Source organism: Aquibacillus halophilus, assembly GCF_009649745.1.
Classification (GTDB): Bacteria; Bacillota; Bacilli; order Bacillales; family Amphibacillaceae; genus Aquibacillus; species Aquibacillus halophilus.
Genome location: NZ_WJNG01000002.1, coordinates 133,099 through 147,148, shown reverse-complemented (window position 1 = coordinate 147,148; position 14,050 = coordinate 133,099). Strand labels below are relative to the sequence as shown.

Below are 14,050 nucleotides of genomic sequence, written 5' to 3'. Positions count from 1 at the left end.
CAAAGAGCCTGTCCCCTTGTCCCATTTCCCATTTCCTTATATGATAGAAAGGGAATAATTTTAATGGAGACAGAAGTAAGGTTTGTCTGTCGAGAGGTGGTAAAACATGACTTTTTCTAGTTTAATAAGTGACGGTATGGTATTACAGAGAAATAAAAGGATTGCTATATGGGGTAAAACAATTAATTCCCAAATCGTAGAGATATCCTTTCTGGGCAAGTCCTATCAAACAGAATCCGACAGCGACGGTAACTGGACTATTTTTCTCGAGGATTTAAAACCTGGTGGCCCACATCAAATGGAAATAATAGCTGATGAGAAAACAGTCATTAACGATATTCTAATTGGGGATGTCTGGGTGCTTGGTGGACAATCCAACATGGAGATACCTGTGAAAAGAACGCTTGATTTATTAGAGGATGAAGTGAAAACGATTAATCATCCATCTATTCGTCAGTTTTCTGTTCCGCAACACCCTAATTTCCATGCTCCACAAGACGATATATCGGGTGGTAAGTGGATTCCAGCAACTACGACGAACGTGATGGATTTTAGTGCGGCTGGATACTTTTTCGCTGCGGATTTATATGAAAAATATCAAGTACCTATTGGCTTAATTCTAACTGCAGTTGGCGGAACGCCGATAGAGGCCTGGATGAGTGAGGAAACATTGCACCAAGTCGGTGGATATGAAGCTACAATTGAAAAAAATAGAAATGATATTTATGTAGCTAATACAAAACGTAATGACGAGCAACACAATGATCAGTGGTATAAAAATCTTAATGAACAAGATAAAGGATTAGCTCAAGGATGGCAAGAAGTCTCCTATGATGCAACTGAATGGCAAACGTTCCAAGTCCCGAATTCATGGGAAGGCTCTGAATTAGAAAGTATTCGAGGTGCTGTTTGGTTCCGAAAAGAGATTGATGTTCCCGATTCCATGACTGTTGGCAAAGCTAAAATTAAGTTAGGCACAATTATTGATGCGGATGATACTTACATCAATGGAACACAGATTGGTAATACAGGATATAGGTACCCGCCTAGACGATACACTATTCAAGAAGGGCTATTAAAACCAGGCAAAAATGTTATTGCAGTTCGTGTCATTAGTACACAAAACACTGGGGCATTCGTAACGGACATGCCGTACAAATTAATTTCAAATGGGCATGAGCTCGATTTACAAGGTTCTTGGAAATACCGTGTTGGTGCAGTAACGGAAGAACAAAAGCCACAAACTTTTTTCAATACCATGCCCATAGGTCTTTACAATGGCATGATTGCACCAATAAGAAACTATGCGATTAAAGGAGTCCTATGGTATCAAGGAGAATCGAATTCACAACAACCAAAAGGATATAGGAGACTTTTTGAGGGGCTCGTAAGCGATTGGCGCAGCAATTTTAATGTTGTTGATCTTCCATTTATTTTTACGCAGCTAGCTAATTGGGATGCAGATCCGAATAACCCCAAAGGAACTAAGTGGGCTGAGCTTCGAGAAGAACAAAGGAAGGGTTTAGCTATTACCAATACTGGAATGGCAGTAGCAATTGATATTGGAGAACATAATGATTTACACCCTCAGAACAAAAAAACGCTTGGCCAACGTCTGGCATTATCCGCCAAAAAACTAGTGTATGGTGAGGACATTGTAGCTAGTGGACCAATCTATAATCGTATGAAGCAAGTCGGAAGCTCGATTCATTTAGATTTTTACCATGTAGGCAGTGGCCTGATTGCACAGAATGGTCAATTAAAACAATTTGAGATTTCTGATGTAGACGGGACATTTGTTCCAGCAAATGCAATTATTAAAGATAATAAAGTTATTGTTACAAACGAACAAGTCGAAAATCCTCAACATGTAAGATACGCATGGTTAGATAACCCAGCAGGAGCAAACCTATATAACAAAGAAGGATTACCAGCCTCACCTTTCACAACAGAGTGATTCATAGGGACGGTTCTTTTGGGTAAAAAACGTAAATTTGTTTTATAAAAAGAAGCAAGATTAACGGGTTCCAGTGTGGGGGTACTCTCATTCTGGTTAACCAACCAATATAATTATGGTCCTTCCTAGAAATCAATAAATAATCCATACTAAATTCACAGAAAAAGGAACTTGGAAAAATACAATCCCAAGTTCCTTTTTGGATTATCAAACAGCTTTGCTAGATGAATTCAAGGTCATTACTTTTGATATTCGAGGTGACTGTCGTAGTGATCGAAGTTCAGAACAAATGACGATGATACAACTTGCTGATGATACGAAACGGATACTTGATGCAAATAACATAGACAAAGCTGTCATCTGCGGGTACTCCAATGGAGCGTGTATTGCACAAGAATTTGTATTAAGCTATCCAGAACACACAGCAGGTCTCATCATGATTGGGGCTTATTATGAGGTAAGTAGTTTTTTACTGGAAAAGGAATATCGAATAGGTATTTGGGCTGCTAAAAACAAGCTAATGACACTTTTATCATTAGCCCTAGCCAAAAATCATTTTCGTGATAAAGAATTGGCGAAAGTAATGTATAAAGAGATAAAACGAACAAATCACCAAATGCTAACAAATCAATATACTATTGGTTTGAATTACAGCTGTGCAGACAGAATTCAAGAGATAAACGTACCTTTACTGTTAATTTACGGCGCCTGGGATTATTATATTCAGTCTTATCAGCACCTCTATCGTCGTTTGGTAAGCGACACAGAGGTCGTATACATCCAAAGAACAAAGCATCAAGTGCCTACAAGGTCATCAGTGGAATGTAATGCAATTATCCGAGGGTGGATAAGGCGGAAAAATTTATTAAGGAACCTAAAATAAGCTAGATATGGTTTAATTTTTAATAATAAAAAGCGCCTGCACTAAAATGGACTTGTCCACCTGTAGTACCTGCACTTTCATTTAAAAGTCGTACTGCGCTTCTTTTTCCTCACGAATCTTTGTAAATGTTTCAGTTAAAACAACCGTATCTTCAACCAAACGTTCAATACGGAAAAATACATCGTCATTTATAATTTCTTTTCTATAAAAATCCTCTTCCTCGATAAAAACATAGGTCTGAACCATTTGGGCTTTCATATAAGCTAAAATGGGTTTTAGTTGTTGCTCTGCGATTAAGTAATGCTTTGCCGAACCTGCTGTTACAAGCATACTAACGACTTTATCACGAAAGGCATCAACCGGAAGTAGGTCAAAAATGTTTTTTAGGGTTGCCGGAATCGATGCCTGAAAAATAGGGGTTCCGATAATGATCGCATCGGCCTCCATGATTGTTTGTGTTACAAATCCGGTGTCGCCTTCATATTCCATATAATTTCGCCCATCACTAAACTGAACATCGTATTCAGCCAAGTCAATAACCGTCACTTCCGTATCTGGGTATTTTTCAGCTAGAGATTTAACTGTGTAATTCATAGCCGTACGTGTTTTCGATCCAACCTTCGAACCAGATAACCCGACAATTTTCATGTCCTCGGCCTCCTTATTTTTTTGCAGTATATTTTTTAATTGCCGGTAAAATTTCAGTACCAATCAATTCAATATTTTTCTGTAACCGATCAAAAGGCACGCCACCAAAGTCTATTTGCGCAATATATCGTTGATGACCGAAAAGTTCATGCTGATATAGAATTTTTTCAATTATTTCCTGTGGACTACCAATATTCATCACATTATGAGGATCTATACCTTGAGCAAAATGTTGTTTTGGAAATCCCTGCCCATTTGTTCTCTTCATCCCCTCATTAATATGAGGATACATATCTTTTAGCGCTTGCTGTGATGTTTCAGCTGCATAGAAAAATCCTGCTGTTGCAACTGGAAGCTCAGCCGGGTCAAAGCCCTTGCTCCGTGCAGCTTCACGATAGGCTTCAATTGTACCCTTAAACATTGATGCTGGACCACCTAAGTGGGCCATAAACATTGGAGCACCAGCGAAACCAGCCTTTATTGCGCTAGCACGTGTGCCACCTACTGCACGCCAAATTGGTATCGAACCATTTCTTGGACGCGGAAGAACCTTCGCGTTTTTTAATGGTGCTCGGAATTCTCCACTCCAATTAACAACTTCCTCTTCATTAATTTTGCGTAACAAATCAAACTTCTCCTCAAACAACGCTTCATAATCGCGAACATCATAGCCTAACAAATCAAACAGACCTATTCTAGATGCGCGACCAGCAACAATTTCTGCTCGACCTTTTGAAATCAAATCTATTGTCGCAAAATTTTCATAAACACGTACCGGATCGGAAGTGCTAATTATCGTAGATGAACTTGCAATTTTAATATTTTCTGTTGCTTGGGCAATTGCTGAAAGTACTACAGCGTGTGCTTGCGTCGCAAAATATTCTTGGTGGCTTTCACCTACACTAAAAAAGTCAATACCTGCCTGATCGGCTAATTTTGCATAGTCAATGATTTCATGAATCCGCTCTTCTGCTGAAATTCTCTCTCCTGTTATAGGATTTGGCAAATGATCACCAAGTGTGTAAATGCCAAATTCTATTCCATCACGTGGATTAATACCGTATTTTTCCATTAAATTATTCACACCTTTCTAACCCTAGTTAACAATTGTCTAATGTTATTGTTCCCGAGTAATTTATTTGCTTACACTATTTTTCCTACCAAATGCTATTATGGCTTATAGGAAACAATAATGGAAGTACGCACTTAAAAGTAGTATAGTATCCTAAATGATACTAATAGGAGGAAATGGTAATGACAATAGAACCAGAATTATGTCGAGTAGAAGATGCTTTAGGTATATTGGTAGGAAAATGGAAACCAATTATCCTATTACTTCTATTAAAAAACGGTACACAGCGTTTTAGTGAATTAAAAAGGAAGGTACCTGAAATTACACAAAAAATGCTAACAAAGCAGCTTCGAGAGCTAGAAGATGAGGATATTATCGAACGAGTTGTTTACCCTCAGGTTCCGCCAAAAGTGGAATACTCCATTACTGAATACGGAAAAAGCTTAGAACCAATTTTAGCAGCCATGCATGAATGGGGAACAAAGCATACATTGCATAAACAGCAAAAATTGGAACAAGAAAGCATGTAGGGACACGGGGACAGGCTCCTTGTCCCACTTAAAGATTAGTTAAATCCTATTCAGGAGGCTAAGGTTTTTAAATTAAGGTATTTGCAATCACTTGTAAGATGAAGTAGATTGTTTTATATAATTTTGCGAATAAAAGCAGACTCCCAGTTTGGACAATTGTCCATCTCGGAAGTCTGCTTTTAAAATAGAAATCAAGAAAAAAACTGGAGGAATTTCTGATATGGATCCACCTTGGTTCTTCTTAAATGTTAGATTTAACATTTCTAAGTTAATTAAATTTTAATATAGGTTTTACAGGTGAAATTCGTGTTGCTTTAAAGCAGATATTATTTGATCAGTCGAAACCTTTTCTTCATCAAACTCAATCTTCACTTCCCCATCATCCGTATCTATTAACACTCTTTCAATTCCATTCATTTGATTCAAGATATTTTCAATTTCTTGTATCGGTTTCCCATCAACCGCTTCTCTTACGTAAATTGTTTTCTCTGCCATAAAATCTCCCCCTTGTTTGCAAAATATTAACTACATTAAAACTTAGCCTGTCCAAAAGTGGAACTCTTAGCCTAGGATAAATAGATAGTATAGGGTCTGTTTCAGAGGCAAAAAGATAGTTAACTATGCCTACTTGATTATGAGTACTTTTGCATTAATATGTAAAATAAAGTGTGAACCGGCTTTTCATAGCTTCTGCTAATTTTTCTTTAATCCCATGCTCACAATTTAATCTATAACATGCACCTTCATGAATAAGATTACTTTTTGAATAAACTCCAAGACATCCTTTCATAAATAAAAAAAATAATAGAGGAAACTCTAAAACCGATTTAATAAATTAAAGTGATTAGGAGGAAAGGCAATGGTAAAGAAAATGGGTGTCCACGAAAAATTAGAAATTCATGAACTATTAACCTTTAAAAACCTTTGTTTAACAAAGTCTACCGCAATGAGTGCGCTAGTCCAAGATGAAGAGCTTAAACAATTGTTAAATTATACTTCACAGATCGATCGGGAAAATATTAAATCATTAAGTGGCTTTCTATCATAGGAGGGAAAAAAATGAATGAAATGATCCAAAATATGACTGGTCTAGGTGGGATAACAGATCAGCTAATTGCAACCGATTTACTAATTTCCGCAAAATCAGGAATTAAAAATTATGCAGTTGCTCTTACTGAGACATCAACTCCAGAGGTTAGGCAAGGACTTAAGAATCAATTAAATACCGCAATTGAAGTACACGAGAAAGTATCAAATTATATGATTTCCAAAGGATATTACCATCCAGAAAACCCATCTGAGCAACTTACAGTAGATTTAAAAACAACTCAGCAAGCTTTAAACCTACCAAAGATATAACAGTAAGAAAAGGGTTAGAATACCGATGTAAAGTTGTTCGGGATTCTTACCCTCTTTATTGACACAACTTTATTTAGATTCCTTAATTAATCAAAATAGCAGATTTTTTTCAAATTTCTAGCCATTTGTCCTTTATAAATGGTTTGCACACTCAAGAATTAATATTCCCTTAACTAATTTTTCAACTGGGTTCACTAGACCTCTAACAGGGACAAGGAGCCTGTCCCCATGTCCCTACATATTAATAAATGATTTATCATAATCAAGGTAACCTTTTACTTGCTTAATTCTTACTTTTTCTCCATTTAAGAATTCGTTAAAATCAAAGATTATCGGCTTACGGTCACCACCAATAGCAAACCATGCTTTTCTTTCTTTGGGAATGTATGCGGCAGTGTGTAATGTCCCTGACCAAGCACCATATTTGTCTGAGAATACCTCGTTACCTTTGTTGTTTAACATTTGGAAGGCAGAATAAACATCAGTTTCATTCGGTTGTCCTGCCATCACCTGTTGTCTCCGGATAGAATCATCCATTCGATACCTATTTTCTTCTGTTAGCATCTCAAAATGGTTCGTACTAATATTTGATTTTCTTGCAACAACAGACCTTGGTGAAGCTTCGACAACAAATGTCTCTCCTTTTGAATCTAACAACACATATGTGAAGGTAGTACGGTGGGGGATTTCTTTTAACAAGGAAATAGCTTCTTCGACATTGGAACAAGTTTCCAGGATAATTCGTCCAATCATATTACAAATGAATCCATCTCCAGAACCTACTCGGTTCACAAAGTTGTAGCCCATGGCCAATCCTTTTTCGTTCATTCCGTCAATCCGTCCGGTAATTTGCATCGAAGGACCGATCGTAGCATAACCAATGTCAGTCGGCTGATATATCATATAACGACCTTCGTAACCACTAGGATGGCTATCATAGTTACGAATCAAAAACTGTGTTCCAGTTAGGATCGAGCACCCACTTCTGGCGTAATCAATGTAATAGCCACCAAAGTCTCTCAATACATCGTGCATATTCATTTGCAGTGCATCAGCTAATCCTTCTAGCTCATCCCTCATCCCTGGTATAAATGAAGAAAGCATATCTATTGCTTCTTGTTCATTTATATTAAAATGACGTTTCCGCCTCCCTGCCCATTGTTTTTCACGATTTGACAAAATAGGAGAATCCTTTAACAGTTCACCCTGCATATAGCCAAAATCGTAATGATTTCCTCGAAATTGGATGACATCACTATAGACCTGTTTCAAGCTAATTCCCTCTTTCTTGTCATTCTAAGTCGTTTTGGTTTTTTCCCTAACCGTATTTATCACCGTAAGCTCAAATTTTTAAAACTGTATTTAATAAAAGTAAAAATGAAAAGACCGTCAATTTGACGATCTTTTTAGTCCATTGTCTGTGCTTATCTCAACGTTTTTAGTGCACCGCTCCATGCAACCACTTGGTCAAGCATTGCCTTAACATTATCCATGTGCATTTCAGCTGGCTTAAATGTACTATAGTTTTCAAAATCAGTGAATAGAGATAGAGTTGGATGTACACGAACGTCAGCAATCATTAGTTCGCCAAGGATTCCTCGTAAATGTTCAGCAGCACGCGCCCCACCGGTCGAGCCATAGCTGACAATACCTGCCGCTTTGTTGTTCCAGGGTTCACGAGCAGAATCAAGTGCATTTTTCAATGCTCCTGTTAAACTGTGATTATATTCTTGAACGATGAAAACAAATCCATCAAAGCTCGCAAGTTTTTCATTCCAACCTACAATCCCTGGTTCTTGGCCAGTACCTTCGCCTAAAAATGGTAATTTATATTCAGCAATATCTACAATCTCATACTTTGCATTACCATGTTCATTAGCAATTTCCTTTACCCATTCTCCTACTTGTGTGCTCACGCGCCCTTGACGAGTGCTTCCTAAAATTATACCGATGTTTAGTTTTGTCATATGTTCAAATCCTCCAAGTTGTATTTAGATACTTTAAATAACTAAGTTACTTTACGTAAGTTATTATACATTTCACTTAGAATACATGACAAGTCATTTGCTTAGCCAACGTTTATGAAATAATGGGGAAATAGCAAAAGACAAGCGGTGTCCCCACTTGCCTCGTTATTTTATAATGTAGTTTTTTTTCAGATACTTTTAGCCGATATAGTATAGGGAATTCTAGATTTGAAAAACGTAGCTGTACCCTAGGCATCTGGTCCTTCTGGATGGTTTATCGTGGTTCAAATCTATAATGCACATTTTGTCCATGATGATTATGGTTCAATCTACACTATCTACCTAATCTTTCTATTTCCGCTTCAACATTAAAAACACTTTTGTTTAGCACCTCAGTTTTGTCATCAACATGTTCGATAATTCTATCAGTATAAGTCCCTATATTTTCTATTATATTCTTTTGAATTCTAGCTTGTCCTATTTCTAATCTAGCTTGTCCCTGTTTCAATTCGTTAATGTCTGTTCGCATGTCACTCATACCTACGTGCAATCCACTTACATCGCTACGTATCCCTGTCATGTCTGTTCGTAAGGTATTTACATCAGTGCGCATGCTGTTCATATCTATGCGCAATTCGTTAATATCTGTACTCATCCCTTTAATTTCGCTTAAAATTTGACTTAAGGTCTCTTCCACAACGTTACCTCCAATTCAAATTATTTTCTATAATTATATCACTTTTTTATTTCGGACAAATATAGAAAAACATTTTCCATAGAACACCTCTCTTAATGTTCGATAGCAATGAACCACTCATTTCCATTGTCCACTCCATATTTCTCTTCCATCTTTTCTTTATACTGATCGAAGGTTAAATAAAAATTTTCAGTTGGTGTACCAAATAGCACGTAAAAGCTACCTGATTCATAAGAAACCAGATAGCAATTTTCTTTGTCAACATCATCTTTCAATAATTCCAAATAAAATTCTTCTTTTAATTGGTCAGTGATTGGTGATTGAATGAAGGTAAACTCACCATGACCAGTTTTCTTTACTAAATTATAGACTCCATAACCTAAAAACTCTTTCACTTCAAAACTATCTGTTTTAGTAACTTTTTTTGAATAAGAGTATCCACATCGGTAGCATTTTATATACTTTGCACCAGTTTTATAATAGTTATCTACGAATGCCGACCTTCCACAGTGGATGCATTGTTGAGCGTACATTAATGAAGCCATGAAATTCATCTCATTTTTGAGTTGGATTGATTTTAATACGATGGGATAAAAGTGGGTGAACAACAGAGGATTACTACTGCGAATAGTTAATGTAGATCAACAACCATAGAAGTTGTAGCAGCTAAAACTAATTATGACCGAATTTTAGATAACTTCAACAGAAGAATTAAATACGCTATAAGCAGTTTTTATCACGAAAAAAATTGCGGTTTTTGTTGTTTTCTCCTGGTAATATTTTAATTTTAACTCTTCTAACTTCAATAGAAATTTATTTATTTTATTATGGCAGAAATATGAATTTTATTAATTTCATTTGTGAAGACATGCTAAATAGTACATTCAAAAAATCGCCACAACTTTGTCTAATCCGTTTTAATAGTGGACTAATACCTAACTCTGATAAAATGAGGGTAGCAACCGTTCATTCAATAAAAGAGGAGGAAAAACAATGGAATATGTAAAACTAGGTTCTACTGGTCTAGATGTTTCACGGCTTTGTCTTGGATGTATGAGTTACGGGGAGCCTAACCGCGGAAGTCATCCTTGGTCCTTAAGTGAGGAAGAAAGCAGGCCGTTTATTAAGAAAGCACTCGATCTTGGTATTAATTTCTTCGATACCGCCAATGTTTATTCAGATGGTTCTAGTGAAGAAATTGTTGGACGTGCGTTGAAAGATTTTGCAAATCGGGATGAGGTCGTTATTGCGACTAAGGTACATGGCCAGATGCATGAAGGTCCAAATGGTCGTGGACTCTCACGAAAAGCGATAATGACTGAGATCGATAATAGCTTAAAAAGACTTGGAACGGATTATGTTGATCTCTATCAAATCCACCGGTGGGATTATAATACTCCCATTGAGGAAACAATGGAGGCACTTCACGATCTTGTAAAAGCCGGAAAAGTACGCTATATCGGGGCTTCGTCAATGTATGCATGGCAATTTCTAAAAGCCAACTATATTGCTGAAAGTCATGGATGGACTCGCTTTGTCACGATGCAAAACTATTTAAATTTGTTATATCGTGAGGAAGAAAGAGAAATGCTCCCGCTTTGCAAAGAGGAGAAGATTGGTGTCATGCCGTGGAGTCCAATGGCAAGGGGACGGTTAACGCGAGATTGGAATGAATCTAGCACGCGAAAGGAAGCAGATGAGTTTGGTAAGTTTCTTTATTCACAAATGGAGGAATCAGATCGCAAAGTTGTGGAACGCGTGAAAAAAATTGCTGATGAACGCAAAGTTCCACGTGCACAGGTTGCACTTGCTTGGGTTTTACAAAAAGAACCCGTTACATCTCCTATTGTTGGTGCAACAAAGATACACCATTTAGAAGATGAGGTATCTGCTCTTTCACTTAAGCTTAGTGACGATGAAGTTAAACATCTAGAAGAACCTTATGTAGCCCACCCAATATTAGGCTTTTCTTAGGTTTTTGTAAAATTACATGACATCCAATCTAAACACAAAAGCCTATTCCATTGATGAATTGGTATAGGCTTTTGTGTATTATATATAGTTAGATATTATCTTGGAGTATATTAACATTATTGAGCATGTCGGTTTATTTGTGCTAGTATGGTTTACCTAAAACGGAGCCTGTCCCTTTGTCCCTATTTTATCGAGGAGAGGCCTTTGTTTGTTAGGTTGTTAATGATTTCGGCCATTTGTTTTGGTGATTTATCTAGTCCATGACTCAACCAGCTTTTTATTACGTGAATACTGCCACTAATGATGAATGTACTTAGATATTCAGACATATCCTCATCAAGATTGTTATTAGTTACCCAGCTTTGCATTAAGAATCGTTGCGATACATCCATGACTCTCTTTTGAAAAGTAGTATCTACATTCTCGTTAAGAAGTGTTTGACAGATATCCCGTTTGGAAACGATGTATTCCAACAATTTTTCCGTCATCTGTAATGATTCTTCTTCCTTTTTAAAATTATACTGACTGAGATACTGATTCATATCCTCGATAATTTCTTCTTCTATTTGATTAAGCAAATCAAAGTGGTCTGAGTAATGACTATAAAAAGTAGAACGATTAATATCTGCCAGCTCACATATTTCTTTTACTGTAATAGTAGAAATCTGTTTTTCACTTAATAGCTTGATTAAACTATCCTTCAAAACCATCCGTGTGTACTTCTTACGCCTGTCCAATTTAGAAGTCAAAAACGGACCCTCCCTTATCTTTTTTCGAGTAATCCAACACATTCTAGCCTTCTGTTGGCGTATGTACGCATCTAAAAGAACTGTTTGTTGTAAACCCAACACTGTGTCTATATAATGATAAAGTGGAATTAGGTTTAAAGCAAGAGAGGATGAATAGTTATTGACATTGCAGCACGAATAATTAAACATAATAAATCAGTGGTTATTTCCTTTTTTATCATTGCGGTCATTTCCGCAATCGCACAGTTTTCTGTGTCTGTAAACTACAATATGGTTGATTATCTGCCGGAGGATGCTCCTTCTACAGAGGCAATGGACGTGATGGAGCAAGAGTTTGAAGGTTCTGTTCCTAATACAAGAGTCATGATTAACGATGTTACGGTCCAGGAAGCACTCCAAGTTAAAGAACAGCTTGCTGCGATCGACGGTGTGGAAGACGTAACGTGGTTAGATGACGCGATTGATATAAAAACACCACTAGAAATGGCTGATCAGGATACAGTAGAATCCTATTACAAGGATAACAAAGCTATTTTTTCCTTCAGCATTCGAGATGGAGATGAAGTACCAGTAACCAATGCCATCTATGAATTAATTGGCGAAGAGAATGCGATGGCTGGAGAAGCGCTCGATACTGCCATCTCACAAGAAATGGCTGGATCAGAATCGTTGTACGCCGCCGCATTATTAGTACCAATTATCATTTTAATTTTAGTTGTTTCGACAACTTCTTGGCTAGAACCGTTGTTTTTCCTCACAGCAATCGGGGTTTCTGTTGTAATTAATTTAGGAACAAACATTTTTATGGGAGAGGTATCGTTCGTCACCCAATCAGTTGCGCCAATCCTGCAGCTTGCGGTATCCCTCGATTATGCTATTTTTCTTCTTCATAGTTTTTCGGATTACAGAAAAAAAATAGCCGATCCAGCGGAAGCGATGCAGCTCGCTATCAAAAAATCGTTCCCAGCGATTGCAGCTAGTGCAGCGACAACCTTTTTTGGTTTTATGGCACTAACATTCATGAACTTCGAGATTGGTTCTGACTTAGGACTAAACTTAGTAAAAGGGATTGCATTAAGCTTTATTAGTGTGATGGTATTCTTACCAGCGCTAACGGTTTTGTTTTATAAATGGATTGATAAAACACAGCACAAACCATTACTTCCAAGTTTCAATAAAATAGGCAGTAGTGCTCTTAAAGTAAGAATACCGGTTTTGATACTCGTATTCCTACTAATCGTTCCAGCATTTTTAGCACAAAGCAACACGACTTTCACTTATGGTACTGGAGATCAACCAGAGCAAACCCGAGCTGGTAGTGACAAAATCCAAATTGAAGAGGCGTTTGGAAAATACACCTCGATGGTGTTACTCGTTCCAAAAGGGGATGTCGCAAAAGAAGCAGACCTTGTTCAGGAGTTAGAGTCTTTTGAGCCCATGACAAGTGTTCTTTCTTATGTTAATACAGTCAGCTCAGTAATTCCGCCAGAATATTTAGAGGAATCGATAACAGAGCAATTCTATTCAGATAACTACAGTCGGATTATTCTCCATACTGATGCAGGAACAGAGGGCGATGAGGCCTTTTCACTAGTTGAATCTGTTCAAGAGACAGTTGAATCTTATTATGGTGATGGCGCTTATTCCCTCGGGGAAAGCGTGACCTTATATGATATGAAGAATGTAGTCCAAAAAGATAATACGCTAGTCAACTTGCTGACAATAATCGCGATTGCGATTGTTCTACTTGTGACATTTAAGTCGATTTCTATTCCATTAGTACTACTACTTACAATTCAATCAGCGGTTTGGATTAATTTGGCTGTTCCCTACTTCACTGATTCATCATTGGTTTATGTGGGATATCTAATTGTTAGTACCGTACAGCTTGCCGCAACTGTTGATTATGCGATACTACTCATGGAAGCGTACAAAGAGAACCGCAAAGAAATGACTTCATTTGAAGCAATTAAGAAAACTATCGATGAGAAAATTTTCTCGATTGGGATCTCAGCTTCCATTTTATCAAGTGTTGGTTTTATTTTATGGATTACTTCGACCAATCCGATTGTAGGATCAATTGGATTGTTGCTTGGAAGAGGAGCATTGCTAGCCTTTATCATGGTTGTTCTTTTCCTACCTGCTATGCTACTTGTATTCGATCGGTTTATTGATAAAACAACATGGAAAGCAAACTTTTTTAAGGGGAAATGA

At 37.2% G+C, this 14,050-nt stretch carries 15 protein-coding genes; 7 read left to right on the top strand and 8 right to left on the bottom strand.

What is annotated here, in order from left to right:
• The first annotated feature begins 106 nt into the window (after positions 1-106).
• A complete protein-coding gene (locus GH741_RS01980) occupies positions 107-1,957 on the top strand; it encodes a sialate O-acetylesterase (RefSeq protein ID WP_153735101.1) in 1,851 nt (616 codons plus the stop codon).
• Between the two features lie 199 nt (positions 1,958-2,156).
• Positions 2,157-2,840: an alpha/beta fold hydrolase gene (locus GH741_RS01975; RefSeq protein ID WP_153735100.1), complete on the top strand. Its 684-nt coding sequence runs from the start codon at positions 2,157-2,159 to the stop codon at positions 2,838-2,840.
• 81 nt (positions 2,841-2,921) lie between these two features.
• On the opposite strand, the gene GH741_RS01970 is transcribed toward GH741_RS01975, so the two are convergent.
• The gene (locus tag GH741_RS01970) at positions 2,922-3,488 is read right to left on the bottom strand and encodes an NADPH-dependent FMN reductase (RefSeq protein ID WP_153735099.1); all 567 of its coding nucleotides are present in this window, start codon (positions 3,486-3,488) and stop codon (positions 2,922-2,924) included.
• Between the two features lie 13 nt (positions 3,489-3,501).
• A complete protein-coding gene (locus GH741_RS01965; protein ID WP_153735098.1) occupies positions 3,502-4,560 on the bottom strand; it encodes an LLM class flavin-dependent oxidoreductase in 1,059 nt (352 codons plus the stop codon).
• A 182-nt stretch (positions 4,561-4,742) separates the two neighbouring features.
• On the opposite strand from GH741_RS01965, the gene GH741_RS01960 reads away from it, so the two are divergent.
• Positions 4,743-5,090: a winged helix-turn-helix transcriptional regulator gene (locus GH741_RS01960; protein WP_153735097.1), complete on the top strand. Its 348-nt coding sequence runs from the start codon at positions 4,743-4,745 to the stop codon at positions 5,088-5,090.
• A 291-nt stretch (positions 5,091-5,381) separates the two neighbouring features.
• Here the strand turns inward: GH741_RS01960 and GH741_RS01955 are convergent, their stop codons facing one another.
• A complete protein-coding gene (locus tag GH741_RS01955; RefSeq protein ID WP_153735096.1) occupies positions 5,382-5,585 on the bottom strand; it encodes a heavy-metal-associated domain-containing protein in 204 nt (67 codons plus the stop codon).
• A 364-nt stretch (positions 5,586-5,949) separates the two neighbouring features.
• On the opposite strand from GH741_RS01955, the gene GH741_RS01950 reads away from it, so the two are divergent.
• On the top strand, positions 5,950-6,138 hold the full coding sequence (locus GH741_RS01950; RefSeq protein WP_153735095.1) for a hypothetical protein: 189 nt from the start codon (positions 5,950-5,952) through the stop codon (positions 6,136-6,138).
• 11 nt (positions 6,139-6,149) lie between these two features.
• Positions 6,150-6,449, top strand: a complete 300-nt coding sequence (locus GH741_RS01945) for a spore coat protein (RefSeq protein ID WP_153735094.1) — start codon at positions 6,150-6,152, stop codon at positions 6,447-6,449.
• A gap of 234 nt (positions 6,450-6,683) precedes the next feature.
• Here the strand turns inward: GH741_RS01945 and GH741_RS01940 are convergent, their stop codons facing one another.
• The 4 genes from GH741_RS01940 to GH741_RS01925 form a co-directional block, all read right to left on the bottom strand.
• Positions 6,684-7,721 carry a C45 family autoproteolytic acyltransferase/hydrolase gene (locus tag GH741_RS01940; protein WP_153735093.1) on the bottom strand — a complete coding sequence of 346 codons (1,038 nt, stop codon included), beginning with the start codon at positions 7,719-7,721 and terminating at the stop codon, positions 6,684-6,686.
• A 152-nt stretch (positions 7,722-7,873) separates the two neighbouring features.
• Entirely contained in the window at positions 7,874-8,416 is a 543-nt protein-coding gene (locus GH741_RS01935; RefSeq protein WP_153735092.1) for an NADPH-dependent FMN reductase, read from the bottom strand.
• Between the two features lie 334 nt (positions 8,417-8,750).
• Complete coding sequence (locus tag GH741_RS01930) at positions 8,751-9,113, bottom strand: hypothetical protein (protein WP_338079198.1); 363 nt, start codon at positions 9,111-9,113, stop codon at positions 8,751-8,753.
• A gap of 92 nt (positions 9,114-9,205) precedes the next feature.
• Positions 9,206-9,658, bottom strand: a complete 453-nt coding sequence (locus GH741_RS01925) for a hypothetical protein (protein ID WP_153735091.1) — start codon at positions 9,656-9,658, stop codon at positions 9,206-9,208.
• A 448-nt stretch (positions 9,659-10,106) separates the two neighbouring features.
• Between GH741_RS01925 and GH741_RS01920 the strand changes: the two genes are divergently transcribed.
• Complete coding sequence (locus GH741_RS01920) at positions 10,107-11,087, top strand: aldo/keto reductase (RefSeq protein ID WP_153735090.1); 981 nt, start codon at positions 10,107-10,109, stop codon at positions 11,085-11,087.
• A 182-nt stretch (positions 11,088-11,269) separates the two neighbouring features.
• Here GH741_RS01920 and GH741_RS01915 read toward each other — a convergent pair whose 3' ends face one another.
• Complete coding sequence (locus GH741_RS01915) at positions 11,270-11,836, bottom strand: TetR/AcrR family transcriptional regulator (protein ID WP_153735089.1); 567 nt, start codon at positions 11,834-11,836, stop codon at positions 11,270-11,272.
• Between the two features lie 270 nt (positions 11,837-12,106).
• Here GH741_RS01915 and GH741_RS01910 point away from each other — a divergent pair, with 270 nt between their 5' ends.
• Positions 12,107-14,050, top strand: a complete 1,944-nt coding sequence (locus GH741_RS01910) for an efflux RND transporter permease subunit (RefSeq protein WP_153735538.1) — start codon at positions 12,107-12,109, stop codon at positions 14,048-14,050.